Origin of the sequence: Caballeronia sp. LZ019 (assembly GCF_031450825.1) — a bacterium.
In the GTDB taxonomy this organism is placed as follows: Bacteria; Pseudomonadota; Gammaproteobacteria; order Burkholderiales; family Burkholderiaceae; genus Caballeronia.
On the sequence record NZ_JARTVZ010000005.1, the window covers coordinates 2536689 to 2562328 of the forward strand.

At 64.1% G+C, this 25640-nt stretch carries 23 protein-coding genes and 2 pseudogenes; 12 read left to right on the forward strand and 13 right to left on the reverse strand.

The features are described from left to right. The first annotated feature begins 28 nt into the window (after positions 1 to 28). The 5 genes and pseudogenes from alc to P9255_RS27340 all read left to right on the forward strand — a co-directional run. A complete protein-coding gene (gene alc / locus P9255_RS25340; RefSeq protein WP_309790609.1) occupies positions 29 to 1039 on the forward strand; it encodes an allantoicase in 1011 nt (336 codons plus the stop codon). Continuing rightward, complete coding sequence (locus P9255_RS25345) at positions 1039 to 1539, forward strand: ureidoglycolate lyase (RefSeq protein ID WP_309790799.1); 501 nt, start codon at positions 1039 to 1041, stop codon at positions 1537 to 1539. Before alc ends, P9255_RS25345 begins: the two co-directional genes overlap by 1 nt. A gap of 130 nt (positions 1540 to 1669) precedes the next feature. Continuing rightward, the gene (ltaE, locus tag P9255_RS25350; protein WP_309790800.1) at positions 1670 to 2677 is read left to right on the forward strand and encodes a low-specificity L-threonine aldolase; all 1008 of its coding nucleotides are present in this window, start codon (positions 1670 to 1672) and stop codon (positions 2675 to 2677) included. A 130-nt stretch (positions 2678 to 2807) separates the two neighbouring features. Beyond that, positions 2808 to 3143, forward strand: a pseudogene (locus P9255_RS25355) (UPF0149 family protein); the annotation flags it as partial. Positions 3144 to 3302: 159 nt separating this feature from the next. After that, positions 3303 to 3383 (forward strand): annotated as a pseudogene (locus P9255_RS27340) (SEC-C metal-binding domain-containing protein); the annotation flags it as partial. A 69-nt stretch (positions 3384 to 3452) separates the two neighbouring features. Here the strand turns inward: P9255_RS27340 and P9255_RS25360 are convergent. The 3 genes from P9255_RS25360 to P9255_RS25370 form a co-directional block, all read right to left on the reverse strand. After that, positions 3453 to 4646, reverse strand: coding sequence for a urate hydroxylase PuuD (locus P9255_RS25360; protein WP_309764992.1), 1194 nt, complete (start codon positions 4644 to 4646; stop codon positions 3453 to 3455). 51 nt (positions 4647 to 4697) lie between these two features. Then, entirely contained in the window at positions 4698 to 5051 is a 354-nt protein-coding gene (gene uraH, locus P9255_RS25365) for a hydroxyisourate hydrolase (RefSeq protein ID WP_309764991.1), read from the reverse strand. A 101-nt stretch (positions 5052 to 5152) separates the two neighbouring features. Continuing rightward, complete coding sequence (locus tag P9255_RS25370; protein ID WP_309764990.1) at positions 5153 to 5329, reverse strand: hypothetical protein; 177 nt, start codon at positions 5327 to 5329, stop codon at positions 5153 to 5155. Positions 5330 to 5491: 162 nt separating this feature from the next. On the opposite strand from P9255_RS25370, the gene P9255_RS25375 reads away from it, so the two are divergent. Beyond that, complete coding sequence (locus tag P9255_RS25375) at positions 5492 to 6850, forward strand: 8-oxoguanine deaminase (protein ID WP_309790610.1); 1359 nt, start codon at positions 5492 to 5494, stop codon at positions 6848 to 6850. A 10-nt stretch (positions 6851 to 6860) separates the two neighbouring features. Here P9255_RS25375 and P9255_RS25380 read toward each other — a convergent pair whose 3' ends face one another. Further along, positions 6861 to 7793 carry a LysR substrate-binding domain-containing protein gene (locus tag P9255_RS25380; RefSeq protein WP_309790611.1) on the reverse strand — a complete coding sequence of 311 codons (933 nt, stop codon included), beginning with the start codon at positions 7791 to 7793 and terminating at the stop codon, positions 6861 to 6863. Between the two features lie 269 nt (positions 7794 to 8062). On the opposite strand from P9255_RS25380, the gene P9255_RS25385 reads away from it, so the two are divergent. The 4 genes from P9255_RS25385 to P9255_RS25400 all read left to right on the forward strand — a co-directional run bounded on the left by P9255_RS25385 (position 8063) and on the right by P9255_RS25400 (position 12996). Continuing rightward, positions 8063 to 9640, forward strand: coding sequence for an ABC transporter ATP-binding protein (locus P9255_RS25385; RefSeq protein WP_309790612.1), 1578 nt, complete (start codon positions 8063 to 8065; stop codon positions 9638 to 9640). Continuing rightward, complete coding sequence (locus P9255_RS25390) at positions 9637 to 10743, forward strand: ABC transporter permease (protein WP_309790614.1); 1107 nt, start codon at positions 9637 to 9639, stop codon at positions 10741 to 10743. Before P9255_RS25385 ends, P9255_RS25390 begins: the two co-directional genes overlap by 4 nt. 11 nt (positions 10744 to 10754) lie before the next feature. Next, positions 10755 to 11684 carry an ABC transporter permease gene (locus tag P9255_RS25395; protein WP_309764985.1) on the forward strand — a complete coding sequence of 310 codons (930 nt, stop codon included), beginning with the start codon at positions 10755 to 10757 and terminating at the stop codon, positions 11682 to 11684. Between the two features lie 226 nt (positions 11685 to 11910). Then, positions 11911 to 12996, forward strand: a complete 1086-nt coding sequence (locus tag P9255_RS25400) for a BMP family ABC transporter substrate-binding protein (protein ID WP_309790615.1) — start codon at positions 11911 to 11913, stop codon at positions 12994 to 12996. Between the two features lie 87 nt (positions 12997 to 13083). Here P9255_RS25400 and P9255_RS25405 read toward each other — a convergent pair whose 3' ends face one another. The 4 genes from P9255_RS25405 to P9255_RS25420 form a co-directional block, all read right to left on the reverse strand. Beyond that, on the reverse strand, positions 13084 to 13293 hold the full coding sequence (locus P9255_RS25405; RefSeq protein ID WP_309764983.1) for a dodecin: 210 nt from the start codon (positions 13291 to 13293) through the stop codon (positions 13084 to 13086). Between the two features lie 133 nt (positions 13294 to 13426). Next, positions 13427 to 13918, reverse strand: coding sequence for a hypothetical protein (locus P9255_RS25410; RefSeq protein WP_309764982.1), 492 nt, complete (start codon positions 13916 to 13918; stop codon positions 13427 to 13429). Positions 13919 to 14268: 350 nt separating this feature from the next. Continuing rightward, complete coding sequence (gene mscL / locus P9255_RS25415; RefSeq protein ID WP_309764981.1) at positions 14269 to 14709, reverse strand: large conductance mechanosensitive channel protein MscL; 441 nt, start codon at positions 14707 to 14709, stop codon at positions 14269 to 14271. A gap of 145 nt (positions 14710 to 14854) precedes the next feature. After that, the gene (locus tag P9255_RS25420; RefSeq protein ID WP_309790616.1) at positions 14855 to 16237 is read right to left on the reverse strand and encodes a DUF2252 domain-containing protein; all 1383 of its coding nucleotides are present in this window, start codon (positions 16235 to 16237) and stop codon (positions 14855 to 14857) included. A gap of 209 nt (positions 16238 to 16446) precedes the next feature. On the opposite strand from P9255_RS25420, the gene glgX reads away from it, so the two are divergent. Next, complete coding sequence (gene glgX, locus P9255_RS25425; RefSeq protein ID WP_309790617.1) at positions 16447 to 18657, forward strand: glycogen debranching protein GlgX; 2211 nt, start codon at positions 16447 to 16449, stop codon at positions 18655 to 18657. A 275-nt stretch (positions 18658 to 18932) separates the two neighbouring features. Here glgX and P9255_RS25430 read toward each other — a convergent pair whose 3' ends face one another. The 3 genes from P9255_RS25430 to P9255_RS27345 all read right to left on the reverse strand — a co-directional run bounded on the left by P9255_RS25430 (position 18933) and on the right by P9255_RS27345 (position 21617). Continuing rightward, positions 18933 to 20159, reverse strand: a complete 1227-nt coding sequence (locus P9255_RS25430) for a tetratricopeptide repeat protein (protein WP_309790618.1) — start codon at positions 20157 to 20159, stop codon at positions 18933 to 18935. Between the two features lie 124 nt (positions 20160 to 20283). Then, the gene (locus P9255_RS25435) at positions 20284 to 20964 is read right to left on the reverse strand and encodes a PspA/IM30 family protein (RefSeq protein ID WP_309764977.1); all 681 of its coding nucleotides are present in this window, start codon (positions 20962 to 20964) and stop codon (positions 20284 to 20286) included. Positions 20965 to 21221: 257 nt separating this feature from the next. Then, a complete protein-coding gene (locus P9255_RS27345; RefSeq protein WP_404980420.1) occupies positions 21222 to 21617 on the reverse strand; it encodes a plasmid mobilization protein in 396 nt (131 codons plus the stop codon). A gap of 522 nt (positions 21618 to 22139) precedes the next feature. Between P9255_RS27345 and P9255_RS25445 the strand changes: the two genes are divergently transcribed. Further along, positions 22140 to 24695, forward strand: a complete 2556-nt coding sequence (locus P9255_RS25445) for a penicillin-binding protein 1A (RefSeq protein ID WP_309790619.1) — start codon at positions 22140 to 22142, stop codon at positions 24693 to 24695. A gap of 90 nt (positions 24696 to 24785) precedes the next feature. Here P9255_RS25445 and P9255_RS25450 read toward each other — a convergent pair whose 3' ends face one another. Both P9255_RS25450 and P9255_RS25455 read right to left on the reverse strand, forming a co-directional pair. Beyond that, positions 24786 to 25235, reverse strand: coding sequence for a copper chaperone PCu(A)C (locus P9255_RS25450; protein ID WP_309790620.1), 450 nt, complete (start codon positions 25233 to 25235; stop codon positions 24786 to 24788). Between the two features lie 7 nt (positions 25236 to 25242). Beyond that, entirely contained in the window at positions 25243 to 25605 is a 363-nt protein-coding gene (locus tag P9255_RS25455) for a copper resistance protein CopC (RefSeq protein ID WP_309790621.1), read from the reverse strand. Positions 25606 to 25640 lie beyond the last annotated feature (35 nt).

Here is a 25640-nt window from a genome sequence, read left to right on the forward strand (position 1 = left end):
ATTCACCCGTAAACCAAGGACGAAGACAATGGCAATTCCGACACTCGATCCCAACGCGCCCGACTTCACGCGCCGCTATGTGAACCTCGCGGACCCGCGTCTCGGCGCGCAGGCGCTCGAGGCGAGCGACGATTTCTTCGCGCCGAAGGAACGCATGCTGAACGCCGAGCCGGCCGTGTTCATTCCCGGCAAATTCGACGGTCACGGCAAGTGGATGGACGGCTGGGAAACCCGCCGCAAGCGCACGAGCGGCTATGACTGGTGCATCGTCAAGCTGGCGCGGCCGGGCGTGATCAAGGGCATCGACCTCGACACGAGCCACTTCACGGGCAATTTCCCGCCGGCGGCGTCGATCGAAGGCGCGCATGTCGCCGACGGCTCGCCGAACCAGTTGACGCAGTGGACCGAAGTCGTGCCGTCGACGACCCTGCAGGGCAACAGCCACCACTATCTCGATGTCAGCGCCGGGCAGCCGTTCACGCACTTGCGCGTGAATATCTATCCGGATGGCGGCATCGCGCGTTTGCGTGTGTACGGCCAGCCGCAACTCGACTGGCGCAACGCGGATCGCAACGAGCTTTTCGACCTCGCCGCGATGGAGAATGGCGCGTACATGGTCGGCACGAACAACCAGCACTTCGGGCTTGCCTCGACGCTGCTGATGCCCGGCCGCGGCGTCAATATGGGCGATGGCTGGGAAACGCGCCGTCGCCGCGAGCCGGGTAACGACTGGTGCATCGTCGCGCTGGCGCAGCCGGGCATCATCAAGAAGGTGGAAGTCGATACCGCGCACTTCAAGGGCAATTTCCCGGACCGCTGCTCGCTGCAGGCCGCGCACGTCACGGGCGGCACGGACAGCTCGCTCGTCACGCAGGCGATGTTCTGGCCCGTGCTGCTCGGCGAGCAGAAGCTGCAGATGGACAAGCAGCACTTCTTCGAATCCGAGCTTGCCGCGCTCGGTCCGGTGACGCACGTGCGATTCAATATCTACCCGGACGGCGGCGTGTCGCGCCTGCGTCTTTTCGGCACGCTCGCATGATGAAGAAACTCACTATCGAACCGCTGACGCGCGCTGCGTTCGAGCCTTTCGGCGATGTGATCGAGCTCGAAGGCGCCAAGCAGATTCCGATCAACCTCGGCACCACCATCCGCTTTCACGACCTGTGCAACGTGGACGTGACGGACGAGGGCGGCCGCGCGATCGTCAATCTGTTTCGCGGACAGCCGCGCGTGCTGCCATTCGAAGTGAAGATGCTTGAGCGGCATCCGCTCGGCAGCCAGGCCTTCGTGCCGCTCGACGACCGGCCGTATCTCGTCGTTGTCGCCCCCGCGGGCGATCTCGACGAATCGGAGATACGCGCCTTCGTCACGCGCGGCTGGCAGGGCGTGAACTATGCGAAGGGCGTGTGGCATCATCCGCTGCTCGCGCTCGACAAGGTGAGCGATTTCATCGTCGTCGATCGCAGCGGGGAAGGGCACAATCTCAACGAGCAGGACTTGAGCGAATCGCTGTGGCTGACGGATGAAGCGCTGCGTTAGCGTTCATCCACCTGAAGGCATCACCCGAAAGACCGGCGCGCGCAACGCCGGTCTTTTTTGTTTGCGATGCGAGAACCCGCTACCATAGGCGGTTCCTTCTCCACGAGCGATGCCCACGATGCCCGAACGCATGATCGACCTGCGCAGCGATACCGTCACCCGTCCGAGCCAGGCGATGCTCGCGGCCATGTGCAGCGCCGAAGTCGGCGACGACGTCTGGGGCGACGATCCCACCGTCGTTCAGCTCCAGTTGACGCTCGCCGGGCGCACCGGCAAGGAAGCGGGCCTGTTCTTTCCGAGCGGCACGCAAAGCAATCTCGCCGCGTTGATGGCGCACTGCGCGCGCGGCGACGAGTACATCGTCGGACAGGCGGCGCACACGTACAAATACGAGGGCGGCGGCGCGGCGGTGCTCGGCAGCATCCAGCCGCAACCGATCGAGAATGCGCCCGACGGCTCCCTGCCGCTCGAGAAGATCGCGGCGGCGATCAAGCCGATCGACAATCACTTCGCGCGCACGAAGCTGCTGGCGCTGGAAAACACCATCGGCGGGAAAGTGCTGCCGTCTTCCTATGTCGATGCGGCGGCGAAGCTCGCACGCGATCGCGGACTGTCGATGCATCTGGACGGCGCGCGCGTGTTCAATGCGGCGGTTGCCTCGGACCGCCCCGTCAGCGAACTCTGCGCACCGTTCGATTCGGTGTCCATCTGTTTTTCCAAGGGACTCGGCGCGCCGGTCGGCTCGGTGCTCGTGGGTTCCAGGGCGCTGATCGATGCCGCCGCGCGCTGGCGCAAGGTGCTTGGCGGCGGCATGCGGCAGGCGGGACTGCTCGCGGCGGCGTGTCTGTATGCGCTGGACCATCACGTCGCGGGACTCGCGCAGGATCACGACAACGCGGCGCGTCTTGCCGCGGGGCTTGCGCAGATCGACGGCATCGTCATCCAGTCGCAAGCGACGAACATGGTATTCGCGCAGATTCCGCAAGCGCATTGCGAGCGGCTCGAAGCGTGGCTCAAAGAGCGCGGCATTCTCACGCAGATGCTTTACGCGTCGCGGTTCGTGACGCATCGTGATGTCTCGCGCGAAGATATCGATACGGTGATCGCTGCGGTGAAGCGCTACTTCGCGGCGCACTAACTGTCAATGGCATGACCGTGATGAACGATTCGAACATCACTACTCCTCTGACCGAAGACCAACTGGATCACCTATCGGCCTTTCTGGATAGCCCGCCCGGTGAAGTCATGAATCTCTAGCGGTTGACGGGTTCTTCGCTGCGCACATTCGCGGCCCGGAAGCCGTGCCGCCGTCCGAGTATCTGCCGCTAATCGGGGGCAAGGACATCGACTTCGCAGCCGACGAACGAGCGGAGCCGATGCGTGTACTGCTGATGCGTCACTGGAATACGATCGTGGACAGGTTCGTGCGCGCTGGCGAGCAGGGGTACGCCTTCGATCCGATCGTGCTTCAGCACGACGGCCGCACCGCACGCGCGAACGACTGGGTGGTGCGTTTCACGTACGGCATGCAGATCAGGATGGACGGCTGGCGTCCCCTGACGGAGGATAAAAAGAATGGCGGTGTGCTTGCGCCCTTCTTGTGACTCGATGAGAGCGGCCTCGAAGAAGACGGAGTCGGGCGTCTGGAGATGACTTCAGCGGAACGCGAAAGGATCATCGATGAGATGATCGCCCGCCTGCTATTCGTCTATCACTATTTCGAACCCTCCCGCCGACCGGGGACACGGGTCGGCAACATGCCGATGCGACGCGAGGAGCGGAAGATCGGCCGCAACGAGCCGTGTCCGTGCGGCAGCGAGGGAAAGTACAAGCACTGTTGCGGAGCGGGGCCGCAGACGCTGCACCAAGCGGCAATGCCCGCGTCTCGAGCGGGCATTGCCTTTCGGCGACGCTTACTGCACCGCGCCCCCACTGAACCACGCAGCGATCTTCTGCCGCTCGGCGTCGGTCATCTGCGTGACGTTGCCAAGCGGCATCGCCTTCAATGTCACCGCCTGCTGGTGCACGCGCTGTGCGTTCTGCTTGATCTCGGCGGGTGTATCGAGCACGACGCCGGCGGGCGCGCTGCCCATCATCGACGGATGCGCGGAGTGACACGTCGCGCAGCGTTGCTGGATGATCGGCTGAATGTCGGCGACCTTGATCGTCGGCGCGCCGGCGGCTTGCGCGACAGGCACGGTCGGCGCGGGCATCGTCCAGGCGAAGGCGCCGAGCACCAGCACGAGACCGGCGAGGGGCATGTACCACAGCACCTGTCCGCGATGCCGCATCACGAAGAACTGACGGATCAGCGCGCCCGCCAGCATGATGAGCACGAGGATCACCCAGTTGTACTTGTGCGTGTAGGTCATCGCGTAGTGATTGGACAGCATCGCGAAGACCACGGGCAGCGTGAAATACGTGTTGTGCACCGAGCGCTGCTTGCCGCGCTTGCCGTAGATCGCGTTCGGCGTTTCCCCCTTCAGCATCGACGCGACCATCTTGCGCTGCCCCGGAATGATCACGAAGAACACGTTGGCCGACATGATCGTCGCGAGCATCGCGCCCGTAATGAGATACGCCGCACGGCCCGAGAACACGTGACACGCGACGAACGCCGCGATCAGCACGTAAATGCCGACGCAGATGCCGAGCAGCTTGTCCTTCGTGCCGAGCAGACGGCACAGCGAGTCATAGACGATCCACCCAGCCAGCAGAAAGCCGATCGCGGACGCCACGGCGACCACCGGCCCCATGTCGAGCACGTTCTTGTCGATGAGATACGTGCTCGGCGACAGCAGATACAGCACGAGGAAGAGACCGAAGCCCGACATCCACGTGGTGTACGACGGCCAGAACGACCAGTGCAGGTTTTCGGGCATGTCCTGCGGTGCGACCGAGTACTTCTGCATGTGATAGAAACCGCCGCCGTGCACATGCCAGAAGTCGCCGAACACGCCGCGCCGGCGCGCGTTCGGGTCCTGCGGCGGTTTCAGGCTGTTGTCGAGTGCGACGAAGTAGAACGATTCGCCAATCCACGCGATCGCCACGATCACGTGCAGACAGCGCAAGGCCAGATTGAGCCAGTCGGTGATAAAGCCTTCCATGTACTCCTCCACTACCGATTCGTTATATGCACGTCGTGCTGGTCTTGATGATTAGCTGCCGCGATAAGTGCTGTACGCCCACGGCGAGACGAGCAGCGGCACGTGATAGTGCGCCGCCGCATCCGCGATGCCGAAGCGCAAGACCACGCGATCGACGAAGCGCGGCTCGGGCACGCGCACGCCGAGCGCCGCGAAGTAATCGCCTGCGTGGAAAACGAGTTCGTATTCGCCCGGCTGGAGTTCCGCGCCTTCGAGCAGCGGGGAATCGCAGCGGCCGTCGTCGTTGGTGAGCGTGGTCTTGATCGCGCGGCGGGTGTCGCCGGTGAGCGCGAGCAACTCGACTTTGATGTTGGCGCCGGGTCGGCCGTGCGCGGTGTCGAGGACGTGGGTGGTGAGCTTGCCCATTCGCATGTTCCTTGTGTTGTGCGATGTCCGGCTCGCGCATCGATCCAGGTCCGCACTGGGGAGTCGTGCGGCGGCGGCGGATCGAGGCTCCACGTCAGTGGCTACATACCCGTCGGCGTTGTCAGATGCGCGCCGTGTACAGCATTGTAGAAATTTGAGATGCGCCGTGCGCCCGCGATAAGAAAGATAATGCCGGGCGCATGTTTCGCATGGCGGCCGGTGACGACAGATGCGGCGCTCGTCAGCGCGATGCTACCTTCGCCAAAAATCGCGTACATATCGCGCGGCTGGCGACGACTATGACGGCTGACTGATTGCGGCGATGTTTTTGGCTGCGGACAGTGGCACGCATGCGCGTCCCGAAGACGGCGATCGAACGCTGGGTAACCGGGATTTATTGTCCTCATTCCTTGTTCGAACCGTCTGCGGAGAATCGATCGATGCCCACACTGCTAGTCAAGAACGCCCACATGCTCGTCACGATGGACGCGGATCGCCGCGAAATCGCCGATGGCGGGCTTTATATCGAAGACAACCGCATCGTCGCCGTCGGCCCGACGCGCGAACTGCCGCAAACCGCCGACGACGTGCTCGACATGCAAGGCCATCTCGTGATTCCGGGCCTCGTCAACACGCATCACCACATGTATCAGAGCCTCACGCGCGCCATTCCGGCCGCGCAGAACGCCGAGCTGTTCGGCTGGCTCACGAATCTCTACAGGATCTGGGCGCACCTCACGCCCGAGATGATCCACGTGTTGACGACGACCGCGATGGCGGAACTGCTGCTCTCCGGCTGCACGACATCCAGCGATCATCTCTACATCTATCCGAACGGCAGCCGGCTCGACGACAGCATCGCGGCCGCGCGTGGCATCGGCATGCGCTTTCATGCGGCGCGCGGCAGCATGAGCGTCGGCCAGAAAGATGGCGGCCTGCCGCCGGATTCGGTCGTCGAGAAGGAAGACGCGATTCTGAAAGACTCGCAGCGCCTCATCGAGACCTATCACGACGCAGGCCGCTACGCGATGCTGCGCGTGGTCGTCGCGCCGTGCTCGCCTTTTTCGGTGAGCCGCGAATTGATGCGCGACAGCGCGCTGCTCGCCCGTGAACACGGCGTCTCGCTGCACACGCATCTGGCGGAGAACGTGAACGATGTCGCGTACAGCCGCGAGAAGTTCGGCATGACGCCCGCCGAATATGCCGAGGACCTCGGCTGGGTTGGCCACGACGTATGGCACGCGCACTGCGTGCAACTCGACAAGCCGGGCATCGAACTTTTCGCGCGCACCGGCACGGGCGTCGCGCACTGCCCGTGCTCGAACATGCGGCTCGCGTCCGGCATCGCGCCGATCCGAGCGATGCGCGACGCCGGCGTGCCCGTCGGCCTCGGCGTGGACGGTTCCGCATCGAACGACGGCGCGCAGATGGTCGCCGAAGTGCGGCAGGCGCTGCTGCTGCAGCGCGTCGGCTTCGGCCCCGACGCGATGACGGCGCGCGAAGCGCTCGAAATCGCGACGCTCGGCGGCGCAAGAGTGCTCAACCGTGACGACATCGGCGCGCTCGCGCCCGGCATGGCGGCGGACTTCGTCTCGTTCGACCTGTCGCAACCGGCGTTCGCGGGCGCGCTGCACGATCCCGTCGCGGCGCTGGTGTTCTGCGCGCCGTCGCAGGTCGCGACGAGCGTCATCGATGGAAAAGTGGTCGTGAAGGAGGGGCGGCTTGCGACGGTGGACCTGCAGGCGGTCGTCGAGCGGCACAACACGCTCGCGCGCGATCTGGCGAACCGCGCGCGATAACGCGAAAGCGTCAGGGCTGATCGATGAGCGAGCGCGTGGCTTCGGCGACGAGACCGCGAAGCCAGCGGACTTCATCGGAGTAATGACAGCGCTCGTGCCACAACTGGTAATACTGCATCGGCGGAAAATCGAGCGGCGCGGGCACGACCGCGAGCGGCAGAAACTTCGCGTAGTGGTCGGCGAAGAGGCGCGTGGTCGTGAAGACGAGGTCTGACTTGATCAGCACGTAAGGCGCGAGATTGAAGTAAGGCAGCGTGACGACGACATGGCGCTTCAACCGCTCGCGCGCGAGATGCACGTCGATTGCTCCGCGTTGCCCGACGGAGTAGGGCGTCGGCGCGAGATGCGGCGCGTTGAGGTACTGATCGAGCGTGAGGCCGCCGCGCTTGGCGAACGGATGCGTGTTGCTGACGAGACACACGATCTTGTTGACGAAGAGATTCGACAGATGCAGTTGTTCGGGCGGCTCCGGCCAGTTGCCGACGACGATATCGAGCTTGCCGTCCTCCAGCGCGAGTTCGTAGTCGAATGCCGGCCCGAGCGAATGGAATTCGAGCGTCGCGTTCGGCGCCGCCTGGCGAAATCGTTCGACGACGGTCGGCACGAACAGCACGTTCAGATAGTCCGGACAGCCGATGCGATAGCAGCGAACGGACGTTGACGGGTCGAAGTTGTGCTGCTGAACCTTGATGCGCTCGATTTCGCGCAAGGCGTTTTGCGTCGGCTCCAGAAGGCGCAGGCCGTACTCGGTCGGCACCATGCCGGACTTGCCGCGCACGAGTAGCGGGTCGCCGGTGATGTCGCGCAGCCGGCGCAGCGCGGCGCTGATGGCAGGTTGTGACTGATTGAGCTTGACGGCCGCGCGGGTGACGCTGCGCTCCATCAGCAGGGTGTGCAAGACGCGCAACAAGTACGTATCGATCGCCTCGCGTTGCTGACTCATGTTATCTCCACTATATGTTCTGGCTGATCGATGCAGGGGTGCAGCATATCATTTTTAATATGACGCCGACGTGACGTCAAGGTGTGGCTAACCCGCAAATATTGGCTCTGCGGGGAGCGGCGCATAATTTTGAGTTATCGACTTAGTGTCTCGAATTCTGTAAATTCTGCCCGCGGCATGAAAATGCGCGACGTTCCCAGGTTCGTTCGCTGTCGCGGTAACTTTTCCAGTCCGGCCTGCTCGGTGGCCGGACGCATCTCCTGAACTCAATGGGCGACGCCATTTCGAATTCGATGACGCCACCGCGCCTGGCGTTGTCCGGCATCAGCAAGCAGTACCCGTCCGTGCGGGCGAACGACGGCGTGAACCTCGTCGTCATGCCGGGCGAGATTCACGCCGTGCTCGGCGAAAACGGCGCGGGCAAGTCCACGCTGATGAAGATCATCTACGGCGCGGTGCGTCCGGATGAAGGCGAGATTCGCTGGCAGGGCGAAGCCGTCGAGATCGGCAGTCCGGCTGCGGCGCGCAAGCTCGGCATCGGCATGGTGTTTCAGCACTTCTCGCTGTTCGAGACGCTCACCGTCGCCGAGAACATCGCGCTCGCGCTCGACGACAAGTTCGACATGAAGGCGCTGTCGAAGCGCATCCGCGAGGTATCGGCGGACTATGGGCTCGACGTCGATCCGCAGCGGCACGTTCACGGCCTGACGGTCGGCGAACGGCAGCGCGTGGAAATCGTGCGATGCCTGCTGCAGAATCCCCGTCTGCTCATCATGGACGAGCCGACGTCCGTCCTCACGCCGCAAGCGGTTCAGAAGCTCTTCACGGTCCTGCGCCGGCTGGCTGCGGAGGGCTGCAGCATCCTCTATATCAGCCACAAGCTCGACGAGATCCAGTCGCTTTGCGAGAACGCCACCGTGATGCGCGGCGGCCGCGTGACCGGCAACGTCGATCCGCGCAACGAAACGCACGCGTCGCTCGCGCAGCTGATGGTCGGCCACAGCCTGCCCGATTACACGCGGCGCGCGCATACGCCGGGCGATGTCCGGCTCGCGGTCAACGATCTGTCGGTGGCGAGTCCCGATCCCTTCGGCACCTCGCTGCAGAACGTATCGTTCACGGTGCGGGCGGGGGAGATTTTCGGCATCGCCGGGGTCTCGGGCAACGGCCAGGCGGAGTTGCTCTCCGCGCTTTCGGGCGAGATTCGCGATCGTCACGCGCGGGCCGATGCCGTCGCGATCTGCGGCACGCCCGCCGCGCGTCTGACGGCGGGCGCGCGCCGGCGGCTCGGCTTCGCGTTCGTACCCGAAGAACGTCTCGGACGCGGCGCGGTGCCGGCCATGTCGCTCGCCGATAACGGCCTGCTGACCGCGCATCGCCAGGACCTGGTGCGCGGCGGCTGGATCAGGTCGAATGCGATGAAAGCATTCGCCGACCGCTGCATCGAGGCATTCGACGTACGGTGCGGCGGCAGCGGCGCGCTCGCGCAAAGTCTCTCGGGCGGGAATCTGCAGAAGTTCATCGTCGGGCGTGAGATTCTGCAGGCGCCGAAGGTGCTCGTCGTCGCGCAGCCGACCTGGGGCGTCGATGTCGGCGCAGCGGGTTTCATCCGCCAGCAATTGCTCGATCTGGCCGCGCGCGGCGTCGCTATCCTCGTCATTTCCGAAGAACTCGAAGAACTCTTCGATATCTGCGACCGGCTCGCCGTCCTCGCGCGCGGCAAGCTCTCGCCGGTGCGCGCGACGGGCGAAACCAATGCCGAGGAAATCGGCCTCTTCATGGCAGGCCTCTTCGACGGCAAACGCTCGGCCGCCGCCGAACCCGACTCCCTGAGCCACAAAGCATGATCTTTCCCTATCGACTCGAAGCGCGCCCGACGCCGTCGCGCGTCATGCAGCTTGCCGTGCCGGTGGTCGCCGCGGTGACCACGCTCGTCATCGGCTTCCTGATTTTCAGCGTGGTCGGGCAGGACCCGCTGCGCGCGATGCACGCGTTCTTCATCGAACCGCTGTCGAACGTGAACGGCTGGTCGGAGCTCGTGCTGAAGGCGTCGCCGCTGTGCCTGATCGGGCTCGGGCTCGCGGTCGGGTATCGCGCGAACGTGTGGAACATCGGCGCGGAAGGGCAGATGCTGCTCGGCGGGATCGTCGCGGGCGGCATTGCGATCCACGCCGGCGACGCCTCCGGCTGGTGGACGCTGCCCCTGATGATGGCGGGCGGCGTCGCGGGCGGCATGGCCTGGGCCGCGATTCCCGCATTGCTCAAGAGCCGCTTCAACACCAACGAGATTCTCACGAGCCTGATGCTCACCTATGTCGCGACCCAGTTGCTGATCTACCTGGTGAGCGGCCCCTGGCGCGACCCGGAAGGCATGAACTTCCCGATCTCCGCGATGTTCGCCGACGATGCGCTTTTCCCGCGACTCTACGGCGACTGGCACTGGACCTGGCTCAAGGGCACGCGCATCAACGCCTCGGTGTTTCTCGCGGCGATCGCGGTCCCGCTCGTGTGGCTTTTCATGCGCAAGAGCTTCGCGGGCTTCCGGATGAACGTCGGCGGTCTCGCGCCGCTCGCCGCGCGCTACGCGGGCTTCTCCGACAAGAAGACGGTCTGGACGTCGCTGCTCTTGTCAGGCGGCCTCGCGGGCCTCGCAGGCATGGGCGAAGTCGCCGGTCCGATCGGGCAGCTTCAGGCGAGCTGGTCGCCGGGCTATGGCTTCACGGCGATCATCGTGGTGTTCGTCGGGCGGCTGCATCCGGTCGGCATCGTGCTCGCCAGTTTGCTGATGGCGCTGCTCTACCTCGGCGGCGAAGCGGTGCAAACGTCGCTGCAACTGCCGCAGGCGCTGGCGGGCGTGTTTCAGGGGCTGCTGCTGTTCTGCCTGCTCGGCTGCGATCTCTTCGTCAATTACCGCATCCGGCGTCGCACGCCCGCGCATCACGTCGCTTAAGAGAGAGACAGATGGACATCAATCAAGCCAGCAATCTCGCATCGAGTGCGGTCGTCGCGGCGATCCCGCTGATGTTCGCGGGCGCGGGCGAACTCGTCGCGGAGAAATCGGGCGTGCTCAATCTCGGCGTCGAGGGAATGATGCTGATGGGCGCAGTCACCGGCTACGCGGTCACGGCGATGACCGGCAGCCCGTGGCTAGGCATCGGCGCCTCGGTGTTCGCCGGACTCGCGATGGCGCTGCTTTTCGGCTTTCTCACCATCACGATGCTCGCCAATCAGGTCGCGACGGGCCTGTCGCTCACGATCTTCGGCATCGGTTTCTCGGCGTATGTCGGCAAGCCGTACACGTCGGCGGCGGTGCGCGCCAGTATCGACGTCATGCCGATTCCGGCACTCTCCGGCATTCCCGTGCTCGGGCCCGCAATCTTCTCGCTGACGCCGCTCGGCTATCTCGCGTTCGCGATGTTCGCGCTGATCGGCTGGTTTCTGTACAAGACGCGCGCCGGGCTCGTGCTGCGCTCGGTCGGCGAATCGCCGGCGGTCGCGCATTCGGTCGGCTTTCCGGTCGTCGGCGTGCGCTACGGCGCGACGCTCTTCGGCGGCGCGATGGCCGGCATCGCCGGCGGCTACTACTCGATCGTTTATCTGCACGTCTGGCAGGAGCAACTGACGTCGGGGCGCGGCTGGATCGCGCTCGCGCTCGTCGTCTTCGCGACGTGGCGGCCGGGGCGGCTGCTCATCGGCGCGCTGCTCTTCGGCGCGGTGATGGCGCTGCAGTTTTACGCGCAGGCCATCGGCGTGCCGGTGCCCACGCAGTTCCTCGCGATGCTGCCGTATCTCGCGACGATCGTCGTGCTCGTGCTGATCTCGCGTAACCCGAACACGATCAAGCTCAACGCGCCGGCATCGCTCGGCAAGCCGTTTTTCGCGGCGAGCTGATGCGCGCCGGCTCTGGGTTCTTTGCGTTCGGTTTTTTGCATGCTTTCTTTGCATGCAGTCATTGCATGCATCACGCAACATGCAGAACCAGCCCCGAACGATCACGCGCGGCGCTGTTGCTCGCAAGCGGCACGTGCCCGCCGAGCCTGCCGCCGCTTTTTGACCGCCGACACTCAGGCGAACCGTTTTCTGTTTTGCATACAACATCCAAAAGGAGAATCACGCAATGAATAGAGCAGGACTGAAGGCGATCGCGGCCACGGTCGCGCTGTCCGCGACGCTCGCGGCGGCGAGCGCACATGCCGCCGATGCGCCCGGCGTCGCGTTCGTTTATATCGGCAATCCGGGCGATGCCGGCTGGACGTTCGCGCACGACGCCGGCACGAAGGAAGCGGAAGCGAAGTTCGGCAACAAGATCAAGATCACGCGAGTCGAGAACGTGCCGGAATCGGCGGATTCGGAGCGCGTATTCCGTGACCTGGCGAACAAGGGCAACAAGATCATCTTCGCTACCAGCTTCGGGTATCAGGACTTCGCGCTGAAGGTGGCGAAGGACTTTCCGGACACGGTTTTCCTGTCGGCGACCGGCTTCAAGAAGGCGAAGAACTTCGGCACGTACGACGTGCGGATGTATCAGGGTGCGTACCTCGCGGGCGTGGCCGCGGGCTATGTGACGAAGACGAACACGCTCGGCTTCGTCGCGTCCGTGCCGATTCCCGAAGTGGTGCGCAACATCAACGCGTATACGATGGGCGCGCGTTCGGTGAATCCGAAGGTCCATACGAAGGTCATCTGGATCAATAGCTGGTTCGATCCGGGCAAGGAAAAGCAGGCGGCGGAAACGCTGATCGGGCAGGGCGCGGACGTGCTGCTGCAGAACACCGATTCGAACGCAACGCTCAACACCGCCAACGAGAAGCACGTCTATGCGTTCGGCTGGGACTCGAACATGAAGAAGTTCGGCCCGAACGCGCATCTCGGCTCGGTCGTCGCGCACTGGGGCGTGTACTACAACGACGTGATCCAGAAGGTGATGGACGGCAAGTGGAAGAACGATCCGGTCTGGCTCGGTATCCCGCAGAAGGCCGTCGATCTGGAAGACCTGAACAGCGGCGTGATCCCGGCGAAGGCGATGCAGGACGTCGCTGCGAAGCGCGAAGAGTTGCACTCGGGCAAGCGCGACGTGTTCACCGGCCCGATCAAGGACCAGTCGGGCGCGGAGAAGGTGCCGGCCGGCAAGACGCTGTCCGATCCGGAACTGCAGCGCATCAACTGGTACGTGGAAGGCGTGGACGGCTCGCTGCCGAAGTAAGCGGCTGCCCGCACGATTCACCACAAACGACAAACCGCGCCTTCGAGGCGCGGTTCGTTTTTGCAGCGACTGGGCGTGACGCCCGGTTCAGTCTTCGATGCGCAGGCCGACCTTGATCGTCACCTGCCAGTGCAGCACCTGACCGTTCTCGACGTGTCCGCGCGTCTCCGTCACTTCGAACCAGTGCATGTTGCGCAACGTCTTCGATGCCTTGGCCAGCGCGACGCGCACGGCGTCGTCGCTCGATTGCGTTGACGAGCCGGTGAGTTCGATCTGCTTATAGACGTGTTCCGACATGATGTTCTCCTTGTGATGTGCCCGAAGCCGCACTGCAGCAAGTCACGCGCCACGCCAGAGAAACGCATTTGCGCGAGCGCGCCGCGGCGTGCCCTGGCCAACGGGCGCCGACCGGTTCAAACCATCGAAAGAACTACCGCAGCGGACGCGAAGCCGCGTCGCCGGCATCCTGACGGCGCGTGCCGCGACGCGTGCGCGCCGATGCCGTGGCGCCGAATTCACTCAGGATCTGGGTGCGGGCGCGGCTTGCGAACACGAGAAAACCGAAGCCATTCGCCTCGTACCAGTAGCCGCCGTTCTCGAGTCCGTCGAGCGGCTGCTCCAGTGCGTTCGTGATGGACTCGACGCAGCGCCTGTGCAGCTCGTCGATGGCAGGATAGGGCGGCTGCGCGCCCCGCACGCTGCACAGCAGGACATCGAGTCCCGGCAGCACATGCGCATAGAGCACCGGTTCGTCCTGCGCGCGAGCGCGTGCAATCTTGGTATCCAGTTGACCGAACGGCTTGAAATGCCGCAGCACGGCGAGAAACGATTCGTCGCCATCGGCCTTCACGCGTCTACGCTTTTTCGGGAAGGACATAAAAATTCGCCTGAAAAAGAATTGCAGATAACGCAGCGTCCTCATGCGGCCACTCCCGTCTTGCGTGCCGCACGTCGATCTTTTATAGCGCATCGATGTGATCAGGTCACGGTGAATCGGGCCGTCCGGACGTGCGACCGGCTGGTTGCCGATACGCACCTGACGCGCACGAATCGTGCCGATGACCTTGGCGGCCCGCTGGTATCCCCTCGGCATGCCCCTGTGGGTGTCGATCTGACTTCTGTCTCAATAATAGACCTGCTGCTAGCCGCGCGAATAGCCTTCGCGAAGAAAAAAGCGGGCGTGCGAACCAAGCGGCGCGTACGGAAGCTGTACGCGCCGCGAGCCGTGAGCGAATCGAGGCGCCAGGGCGCCAATAAGGCGGGAATATCCGGCTAGACGCGCGGCGATTTCTTGAGTTCGTCGCGAATCTCGCGCAGCAGCAGCACGTCTTCCGGCGTGGCGGCCGGCGCTGTCTGCTCGGGCTTGCGCAGATTGTTGATGAACTTGACCATCAGAAAGATGATGAACGCCAGGATGATAAAGTTGATCAGCACGGTGATGAACGAGCCGTAGCCGAACACGGCGACGCCCGCCGTCTGCAGGTCCTTGTACGAATCGGGATTGCCTTTGAAGGTCGGCGGTATGTTGCCGAGGCGGACGAACAGATTGGAGAAATCGAGGCCACCGGTCGCGAGGCCGACGACCGGCATGATCAGATCCTTCACGACGGAGTTCACGATCGTCGAAAACGCACCGCCGATGATCACCCCGACCGCGAGGTCCATCACGTTGCCCTTGAGAGCGAAGTTCTTGAATTCCTGGATCATGCTCATGCGGGCTTCCTCCTTTTGAAGTTAGAAACGATGGATACAGCGCCGCCGTGAGGCGTCGCAATGAGAAGTGCATCGAAGCGTGGCTTCGCCATGATAGTCAATCGAACCGACAGCCGCCGATTCCGTGCCGCGACCGGCCGGGCCGCTAAGCCGCTTTCACGCGCCCGACGCTGATCGCCGCGCAAAACGCCGCGTGGTCCGCCACCGTCTGCGCGCCGTAGCGTTCGGCCCACGTCGCATAGGCGGCGTCGAGCCGGTCGGAGCTTCCGCAATAGCCGGAAATGAGCGCGGCGTCCCCGCTGCGGGCGTGCGCGCGGGCGAGCAGCAGACCGAGGCACCAAGCGTAGAAGTCGAAGGTCGCGCCGTGGAGCCAGTCGACCGGAATCGAGCCGCGAATCTGCTTCATCTGGCGCACGTAGAAATCGCGGCCGGCGATGGTCGTCCAGCCGAGCAGCGCATCGGATGAGCTCTGCATCAGCCGCTGTCCATGCACGACACGTCTGCCCTGATGACGATACGGCTCTTCGAGCGGCGGCACGAAGGGCGCGGCGGCGGGTACGATGCCTTCCTTCACCTGTATGAAGAGCGGATCGCCGAGCGCGCGGCCGAGCATGAGCACGAGATAGGCGCGCGTGCCGACGCTTCCCACGCCGACCACGCGATGCGCGACATCGACGACGTCGTACCGTTCGAGCATGATTCGCCACTCGCCCGCGATGGTCTGCAGATAAGCCTTGAGGCCGTCGATCACATGGTTCTTTTCGGCGGCGTCGAGCTTCGTGAGGATCGGCGGATCGACGATGAAGCGCCAGCTCTTGCCGACCGGCTCAGCCATCTTGGCGAGCATCGTCGCGTGCGAGCGTTTCATCGCCCGCTCGACGGTCTTCTCGACCGTGGCCTTCTCGTCGTCGGTGAGCACGGTCGGCGCATCGATGTGCAGCGCGCTCGCATACGATCGCATGTTCCAGAGCTCGTACGGGCTCACGCGCCAGAGCTTTTCCATCGACGTCCGATAAGCCGCGCACGCCGAACGCACCGCGCGCTCGCGCCCCGGCATGTTGACTCCATTCTCGCGCGCCGCGACGTTGATGCTCGCGGTCAGGCGCTTCAGGTCCCACTCCCACGGACCGACGAGCGTCTCGTCGAAATCGTTCAGATCGAAGACGACGTCCTGACGCGGCGTGCGAAAGAGCCCGAAATTATTGATGTGCGCGTCACCGTCGATGATGACGTTGTGGCCGATGGACGGCGATCTGGCAAGGTCCCACGCCATCACGGTGGCCGACCCGCGCAGGAACGCGAACGGCGATTCCGCCATGCGCGCCATGCGCAGCGGCAGCAGGCGTTCCTGGCGCCCCGCGTTGCCCGCGAGCACGCGCTCGACGGGATCGGGCCGGTCTGGCTCAGGTTTCCATGCGGCGTGGGCTTCGAACGGGACCGCGTCGCGCAGCGCGCGACCGGCCGCGCGGCTCTCGTCGGCGGCGCCTGTGGCGGTTGCCGACGAAATGGAGGTAAGGCGCGTGGACAAAGCGTGTTCTCCTTCGGCGAGCGAAACGATTGATCGGGAGCATGCATCGCGCCAGCCGCGGCCGCCGGGCGGGTACGCGGCTTGCTCGACGTTGCTTCGATCGACGTAACACATAGCGACGCCAGGCCGGACCTAAGCCATTTCCGCCGTGCAACGCAGCTGACCTCTTTCCCGACGCCGTGCGCGTCACCTCATCCAACTATCATCTCATGCCGAACGAATATCGCATTGCCGAAGGCTCCCCGTTCCCGCTCGGCGCCACGTGGGACGGAAAGGGCGTCAACTTCGCCCTGTTCTCCGCGAACGCGACAAAGGTCGAACTCTGCCTTTTCGACGAGAAGGGCGAGAAGGAGACGCAGCGCATCGAACTTCCCGAATACACCGACGAAGTGTGGCATGTCTACGTGCAGGGCCTCGCGCCGGGCGCCGTCTATGGGTATCGCGTGCACGGTCCGTATGAGCCGGAAGGCGGGCATCGCTTCAATCCGAACAAGCTGCTGCTCGATCCGTACGCCAAGGCGCACGTCGGCGAGCTGAAATGGGACCCGGCCGTGTTCGGCTACACGCTGAACGCGGAAGGCGACGATCTCACCTTCGACGAACGCGACAGCGCGCCGTTCATGCAGAAGTGTCAGGTCGTCGATCAGAATTTCACTTGGACGCATGCCACGCGCGTGCGTGTGCCGTGGGAGCACACCATCTTCTACGAAACGCACGTGCGCGGTTATACGAAGCGGCATCCGGCGATTCCGGAGCACATGCGCGGGACGTTCGAAGGGCTCGGCCAGAAGGAAGTGGTTGACTACATCAAGAGCCTGGGCGTCACGTCGGTCGAACTGCTGCCGATCCACGCGTTCGTGAACGACAGCTATCTGCTCGACAAGGGCCTCACGAACTACTGGGGCTACAACACGATCGGTTTCTTCGCGGCCGATCCGCGCTTCTTCGCGCGCGGCGCGGGCGTCGTCGCCGAGTTCAAGGAGATGGTCGACCGGCTGCACGAGGCCGGACTCGAAGTGATTCTCGACGTGGTCTACAACCACACCGCCGAAGGCAACGAACGTGGGCCGACGCTGTCGTTCCGGGGCATCGACAACGCGTCGTACTATCGGCTGATGCCGGAGCAGGCGCGCTACTACATCAACGATACCGGCACCGGCAACACGCTCAATCTCTCGCATCCGCGCGTGCTGCAGATGGTCACCGACAGCCTGCGCTACTGGGTGACGGAGATGAACGTCGACGGCTTCCGCTTCGATCTCGCGACTATCCTCGGCCGCGAGCCGTACGGCTTCGACGAAGGCGGCGGCTTTCTGGACAGTTGCCGGCAAGACCCGATTCTTTCGAGCGTCAAGCTCATCGCGGAGCCGTGGGATTGCGGCCCCGGCGGCTATCAGGTCGGCGGCTTTCCGCCGGGCTGGGCCGAATGGAACGACAGCTATCGCGATACCGTGCGCGGCTTCTGGAAGGGCGACGAGGGCGAAGCGGCGGAACTGGCGAAACGCATCACCGCGTCGGGCGACAAGTTCAACAAGCGCGGGCGTCGTCCGTGGGCGAGCGTGAACTTCATCACCGCGCACGACGGCTTCACGCTCAACGATCTCGTCTCCTACAACGAGAAGCACAACGACGCGAACGGCGAGGACAACAAGGACGGCCACTCGGACAACAAGTCGTGGAATTGCGGCGTCGAAGGCCCGGCCGACGACAGCGACATCCGCACGTTGCGCGAGCGCCAGAAGCGTAATCTGCTCGCGACGCTGCTTTTCTCGCAAGGCACGCCCATGTTGCTCGCCGGCGATGAGTTCGGCCGCACGCAGCAGGGCAACAACAACGCGTATTGTCAGGACAACGACATCAGTTGGGTCAACTGGGACATCGACGACGACGGCCGCGCGCTGACCGATTTCGTCCGCAAGCTGACGACGCTGCGCCATACGCTGCCGGTGCTTCGCCGCCAGCGCTTCCTCACGGGCGAATATCGCGAGGACATGGATGTCGCCGACGTGAAGTGGCTGAGCCCGAGCGGCGATACGCTCGCGCCCGAGCAATGGGACGATCCCGGCATGCGCTGCTTCGGGCTCGTCATCGACGGCCGCGCGCAGGCGACGGGCATCCGCAAGCCGGCATCGGACGCGACGTTGCTGCTGGTCGTGAACGCGTATCACGATGTCGTTGACTTCACGCTCCCGGATATCCCCGGGCCGGATCAGTGGAGCTGTCTGATCGACACGAACGCGCCGATCCGCGAGGAATTGCCGACGTTCGAAGCCGGCGATGTCTATCAGGTGACGGGCCGCTCGCTGCTGCTCTTCGCGCTTCAGGCGCGTGGCGCGACACAACGGATCATCGAGGGGCTGGAAGACGCGCTGACGGACGAAGTGCCGCCGGAGCAGGGCGAGAACAAGTCGGGCGGTTGAGCCGGGCGTCGATTGTTATGATGCGATCTTTGCAATCGCAGAAGGGCGGCGAAAGCCGCCCTTATTGTTTCCGATGCGTTTTTCAGGCAATGCCGCATGATGCTACAGACCGTGCTGCGCGTCGCGAGCTGGGATCAGCTCGAGCGCGTCTGGGAGTTCATCGTCGGCTTCTTCAAGTTTCTCTGGGCGCTGCTCCGCTTTCTGGGCGGCGGGTGAATCGCTGGCCGAAATGACGAAGGCCCCGTAGGAACGGGGCCTTGATCGATACGACGCGATCAGGAATCGCGCCAGTTGTCGTCGTTGCTGCCGAGGTCGATGCCTCCGCCGCTATTGTCGTTCCAGTCGTTCGAGCCGTTGCCGAAGTCGAGGCCGCCGCCGCCCGCGTCGCCAAGCCCGTTGTTGCCGAAGTCGAAGCCGCCGCTGCCGCCGTCGTTGCGATGTTCGACGGGGACTTCGCGCTCGATCACACGGTCGCGCCCATGCGAGAGCGCTTGGCCCAGCAACACGCCGGTCAGAAGCCCGCCCATGCCGCCGCCGAACCCGCCGCCGCCCTGCTGGATGATGACGGGCGGCTGTTGCCCCTGCTGTGGATAGGGCGCTTGTCCCTGTTGCGGATACGGCTGCTGCTGATAGCGCCCGAAACGCTCGGCTTCCTGCGCATACGGCGATTGTCCCGGCGAACCTGCCTGAGCGGCGTTCGGATCGGGCCGGCCTTCCGCGCGCGCCTTCAGACTTTCCATCTGATTCTCGAGGTCCTCGATCGCATACGGCGGCACCGGATTCTTCGAGTTCGACAGCGCTTCCACCATCTCGCGCAGCTGCGTTTCCGTGCCTTCGACATCGCGCAGCAGCGCTTCGTGGCCGGGCGCCGTGGACAGCTTCACATCGAGCTTCAGCGTACGCACGTCGTTCAGCAGTTCGGTCGCGCGCTTCAGTTGCGCGCGGCGGTCGTCGGTGGCGCGGCCGTCGCCGCGGGCGCGGGCGCGTCGCAGGCCCCAGCGCAAGACGAGCGCAATCGCCGCGACAAGGACGGCGAGGCCGATCCACATACCCATCGACGGGCCATGCGATCGAGGCGCCGCCGCCTGTCCCGGGTTGAAGGGATTCTGCGTGACCGAGCCATTCGAGCTGCGATTCGTTGCGGTACCGGCGTTCGTGCTCGCGCGGCTCGCGTCGTTGCGGATGCGCGCCTCGGTTGACGCGAACCGCGACGGGTCCGTGAACTTGATCGAAGGATCCAGCGAGCGGGCCTGCTGCAGGTGCGAAAGGGCATCGCTATAGCGGCCTTCGCGGTCGAGAACCTGCGCGTAGAGGTAATGCGCGTGGGCGTTGTTCGGATGCGCCTGAAGCACTTCGCTCAGTTGCGCATCGGCTTGCCGCCAGTTGCCCTGCGTCATCGATTGCTCGACCTGCTGCGCCGTCGGCACCGCGAACGCAAGCGGCGACGCGACGGACAGCGCGATGGACATCGATAAGGCCAGAGCCGTCAGTGTTTTTTTCATGAGCGGGCCGGACGCGATAAACGCCCGTCTCCATTGTCGACCGGAGCTTCGAGCTCCGGTCTCATGCGAATTGCCAGATACCGGGCCGACGCAAGGCGAATGCCCGGCGCGGCAAGAGGCATCGTTACTGCGCCGGCGTGTTCAACTGCTTCTTCAACGCTTCCAGACGGTCTTCGACGGATGGCCCGCGGTTGAGCGCGGCCAGCTTGTCGTCGAGCGCCTTGCCGGACTTCTGGTCAGCGGAATTGAGGCGCGCGTCCGAGCGGGCGTTCGCAAGCTGCACCTTGTCTTCGAGCTTCTGGAAGTCCTCGGACAGATTCTTTCCACCGATGCCGCCGAGCGCCGTCGCCGCCGTGTCCTTCGCTTGCGCGATCTGCTGCTTCGCTTGCAGGATGTTCGAGCGCGCGTTGAGGTCGTTGCGGCGCTGACGCATATCCGCAATCTGCTGCTTGAGATGATCGACCGAGGGCACGAGGGTCAGCAGTTCGGCGGCGAGTGCATCCCGTTCCGTCTCGGCATTGGCTTGCGCGGCAAGCGCTTCGCGTGCGAGGGCTTCGTCGCCGGCCTGCAAGGCGCGCTTCGCGCCGTCTTCGTACTTCTTCGCCTTGTCGGCGGCGGCGTCGCGCTTGCTTTGCTGCGTGGCGACCTGCGCCTCGATCTCGATGAGCGAGTTCTCCGCCTTGCCGATGCTGTCGTCGAGTTCGCGCACGATCTGCCGCGCGTCTCGCGACGGGTCCTGCATGGTGTCGGCGGCGTCGTTCAGAAGGCCCTTGACGGTGCGCGAGATGGAATCGAAAAGCGACATGTATTTCTCCTTGATGGAACCGCTGCATGCGTTGCGCATATGCGCGCATGAACTGTTGTGCGCGCGTCGAATGTGAGGGGGCGTCGAGCGGTTTGCAAGCCTCGTGCGTGTCACGTTCGTGCGCGGGTTTACCCCGTCTATTAAAGCACGCCGCGACTTAATGTGGACTTAAGCAACGTTAAGGAGTGTAACGGCGCGTGAAGGCGCGCGAGCGCATGCCGCGAAGGAAAGGCGGCACGAAAAGAGGCGCGATGATGTCAGTGGCCGGCGCGTCCGTCGCCGGTCAGCGACGCGTCTTCGCCAGCAGGTTCCGCATCGGCGGGAAGCACGGGTTGCGGTGTCGGCGAACCCGTCACGATCTGCGTACTCGCCGCGCGCCGGTTTGCATTCGCGGCTTCGCGCGCTTCGCGGGCCGCGGCTTTCGCGGCGACGCTGCGCAGCGCGATATGGAGAGGATCGGGCGTCTTCGGCGCGCGCAGGCGATCGACGATGCCTGCGGCCTTGATCTGCTCGCTCGTCGCATTGAAGTTGAGCACCGCGCGCCGCATCAGCTCGCTCACGCTGACGCCGAGATCGTCCGCAGTCTTGCTGATAGCGAGCTTCTGCGCGGGGGTCACGAATACAACGATGCGTTCGGTTGGCTTGGTCGTCATGAGAAGCTCGCAGACAGTAAGGCGATTGCAAACATAGCAAACGCGGTCCTGATTATCGAAACAGCGTCACTTCATTATTGCGATCGTTCGCCGGCGAAACGGCGGGAAAACGAGCATCCATCATATCGGTTCGGCGCGTCGGTGTGCGTGCCCTCAGTCCCGCTTTCGCCGTCACTCGCCTCGAACTGGACAGCGCTTGAGCGTGCAGGGAAAACCGCGGCCGATCAATGGCTTGCCTATTTTCTCATAAGGTTGTCCACAAGGCTCTCAACACTTTCTGTGGGTAACCGCGCGTTTTCCCTGAGCCGCGCGAAACGGCTGACCGGCGGCATTTACTTACAAAAAAATGCGGTGTGTTTTGTAGCAGCGTGGCCGAATTCTTTAAAATGCGCTGTTACCCACGGTCGATACCGGCCCGCTCATCCGCTCGTCTCGTCTTTGCCGCGTCCGCGTACATGCGCTCGCCGGCGCCTCGATCAGCGACGCAGCGCGCGCTTCTACGCGCGCGGAACCATCCCTGTCATGCCTATCATCAAACGTCCCGACTCTTCGAAAACATCGCGATACGACCGCGAGCCTCGCTGGAACGACTCACGCAACGACTCACGCGACGATGGCGGCGGCAACGGCCGCAATGGCCGCAACGGCCGCAATGACCGCAATAGCGGCGGCGGACGCGACGGCCGTGGCGGACGCGGACGCGGACGCTCTCCATTCGCACGCATCGCAATGTGGTTCGCGGGCCTCGCGGCGATCGCCGCAGTGGTCGGCGCGCTGATCGTCGGGTATGCGCTCGTCGTGATGGAACCCAACCTGCCGTCGCTCAACGCGCTCATCGACTATCGGCCGAAGGTGCCGCTGCGCGTCTATACGGCCGATCACGTGCTGATCGGCGAATTCGGCGAAGAGCGGCGCAGCCTCGTGCGCTTCCAGGACATTCCTGATCAGATGAAGAAAGCGGTGCTCGCGATCGAGGACTATCGCTTCTACGATCACGGCGGCGTCGATTTCATCGGCATTCTTCGGGCGGGCGTGACCGATCTGATGCACGGCGGCGCATCGCAGGGCGCAAGCACGATCACCATGCAGGTGGCGCGCAACTTCTTCCTGTCGAGCGAAAAGACTTACACGCGCAAGATCTACGAAATGCTGCTCGCGTACAAGATCGAGCGCGCGCTCACGAAAGATCAGATTCTCGAGCTGTACATGAACCAGATCTATCTCGGCGAGCGTGCGTACGGCTTTTCCGCTGCGGCGCGCGTGTACTTCGGCAAGGACCTGAAGGACATCACGCTCGCGGAATCCGCGATGCTCGCCGGCCTGCCGAAAGCGCCGTCGGCCTATAACCCGGTGGTGAACCCGAAGCGCGCGAAAGTGCGTCAGCAGTACATTCTCAAGCGCATGCTGGACCTCAACTTCATCACGCGCGATCAGTACGATCAGGCCATCGCCGAAGAGCTGCACACGAAGTCGTCCGGAACGGAATACGGTGTGCATGCCGAGTACGTCGCGGAAATGGTGCGGCAGATGATGTACGCGCAGTACAAGGAAGAGACCTACACGCGCGGCCTCACCGTCACGACGACCATCAGTTCCGCCGATCAGGACGCCGCTTATCGCGCCGTGCGCAAGGGCGTGATGGATTACGAGCGCCGTCACGGCTATCGCGGGCCGGAAGGGCATATCGATTTGCCGTCGGCATCGGACGATCGCGCCGAGTCGATCGAAGATGCGCTCGTCGATCATCCGGATAACGGCGATCTCGTCGCGGCGGTAGTCACGTCGGCGACGCCGAAGCAGGTGACGGCGCAGTTCGTCGGCGGCGAGACGGCGACGATCTCCGGCGACGCCTTGCGCTTCGTCGCGGCGGCGCTGCGCAGCAATGCGTCGAAGGCGCTTGCGATCAAGCCGGGTTCCATCGTTCGCCTGACGAAGGATGCGAAGGGCAACTGGCAGATCACGCAGTTGCCGCAAGTGGAAGGCGCGCTCGTTTCGATGACGCCGCAAGACGGCGCGATTCGCGCGCTCGTCGGCGGCTTCGACTTCAACAAGAACAAGTTCAATCACGTCACGCAGGCGTGGCGTCAGCCGGGTTCGAGCTTCAAGCCGTTCATCTATTCGGCGGCGCTCGACAAGGGGCTCGGACCCGCGACCATCATCAACGATGCGCCGCTGTATTTCCCCGCGCCGGCGGGCGGCGAGCCGTGGGAGCCGAAGGACGACGATCAGCCCGACGGCCCGATGTCGATGCGCACCGGCTTGCAGAAATCGAAGAATCTCGTGTCGATCCGTATCCTTTCGTATATCGGGACGAGCTACGCGCAGGACTTCGTCACGCAGAAATTCGGCTTCGACAAGGACAAGACGCCGCCGTATCTGCCGCTCGCGCTCGGGGCAGGACTCGTCACGCCGCTGCAGTTGAGCGGGGCATATTCGGTGTTCGCGAACGGCGGCTATCGCATCAATCCGTATCTGATCGCGCAGATCGCGGATGCGCGCGGCACGGTGATTTCTCGCGCCGATCCGCTGACCGCGGGGAGCAATGCGCCGCAGACGCTCGAGCCGCGCAACGCGTATGTGATGAACAGCCTGCTGCATACGGTGGCGACGTCGGGCACCGGCTCCGGCACCAACGTGCTCAAGCGCAACGATCTGCAGGGCAAGACCGGCACGACCAACGACGCGAAGGACGGCTGGTTCGCGGGCTATCAGCGTCAGCTCGTGGCGGTGGCGTGGATGGGCTACGACCAGCCGAAGTCGCTCGGCAGCAAGGAATTCGGCGCGCAGCTCGCGTTGCCGATCTGGGTCGAGTACATGGGACGCGCGCTGCGTGGCATCCCGCAGCAGCAGATGCCGATGCCCGACGGCATCGCGACTGTTGACGGCGAACTCTTCTTCGCCGACCGTACGCCCGGCGCGGGCTTCGTCGCGAGCATCGGCCTTGACAACAGCAATCCGATGGCCGGCGATTCCACCACGGCGGGCGGCGTCGGCCCGGCCGGCATGCAGGCGCCGCCGGTGCCGCAAGTCACCACCGACGAGCGCCGGCAGATCATGGACATGTTCAACAGGCCGTGAGGTAACGGCTTCGTCGAACGCATGAAAAAGCGCGCCGGGCGTCTGACGACGCCCGGCGCGCTTTGTTTTCCGAACGCTTCTGCGGCGGCGTTACTTGCCGACCGTCGCCGCCGATTTCACCGCGCAATCGACCTTGACCGTGCTCTTGTCGGCGAACGTGAGGGTGAGCGGAATCGTCGAGCCGACCTGCACCGCCTTGCCTGGCTCTTCGAGCATCAGGTGATAGCCCTTCGGCGCGAACGCGAGCGTGCCGTGCGCGGGGACATCGACGGTTTCGACCGCGGACATCGTCGCCGTGCCGCCCTTGTTTTCCGACTTGTGCATCATCGTCATGCCGAATGCGGGGGTGTCGGCGGCGCTGAGCGTCGCGGGCTTGTCGCCGTTGTTCGCGACCACGAAGTATCCCGACGACGGCAGATTCGGCGGCATCGCACGGACCCAGCAGTCGCGCGCTTCGAGCGTGGCCGCGTGCGCGGCGGAGAGGAACGGCGCGAAGGACGCACACACGAGCGCGCCCAACAGTACAGCGGTTTTTTTCATTGCGGCCTCACTTGACCGTGAAGTTGTAGTGACCTTGCGTGCGATGTCCGTCGGCGGCGACCGCCGTCCACTGCACGTTATAAACGCCCGGCGGCAGATCGCCCAGTGCGACGCTCATGTGTTTTTTGTCGTTCGTATCGACGACGGACTTCGCGGTATTGACTTGCGTGCCTTGCGCGTTGGTGACGAGCATGGAGCTGAACGTCGGTTCGAGCGCTTCGCCGAATACGATCGACACCTCGTGGGGCGCGCTGACCGTTGCGCCGGGGCCGGGTTGCTGCAGCTTGGGAAGCGCGTGAGCGAATGCGACTTGCGCCGACGCGATGAGCGCGAACGCGAGCATGCCGCGCAAGGCGGATTGGATCGTCATGGTGTTGTCCTTGGTGATGCCTGATTAGCTTGCAA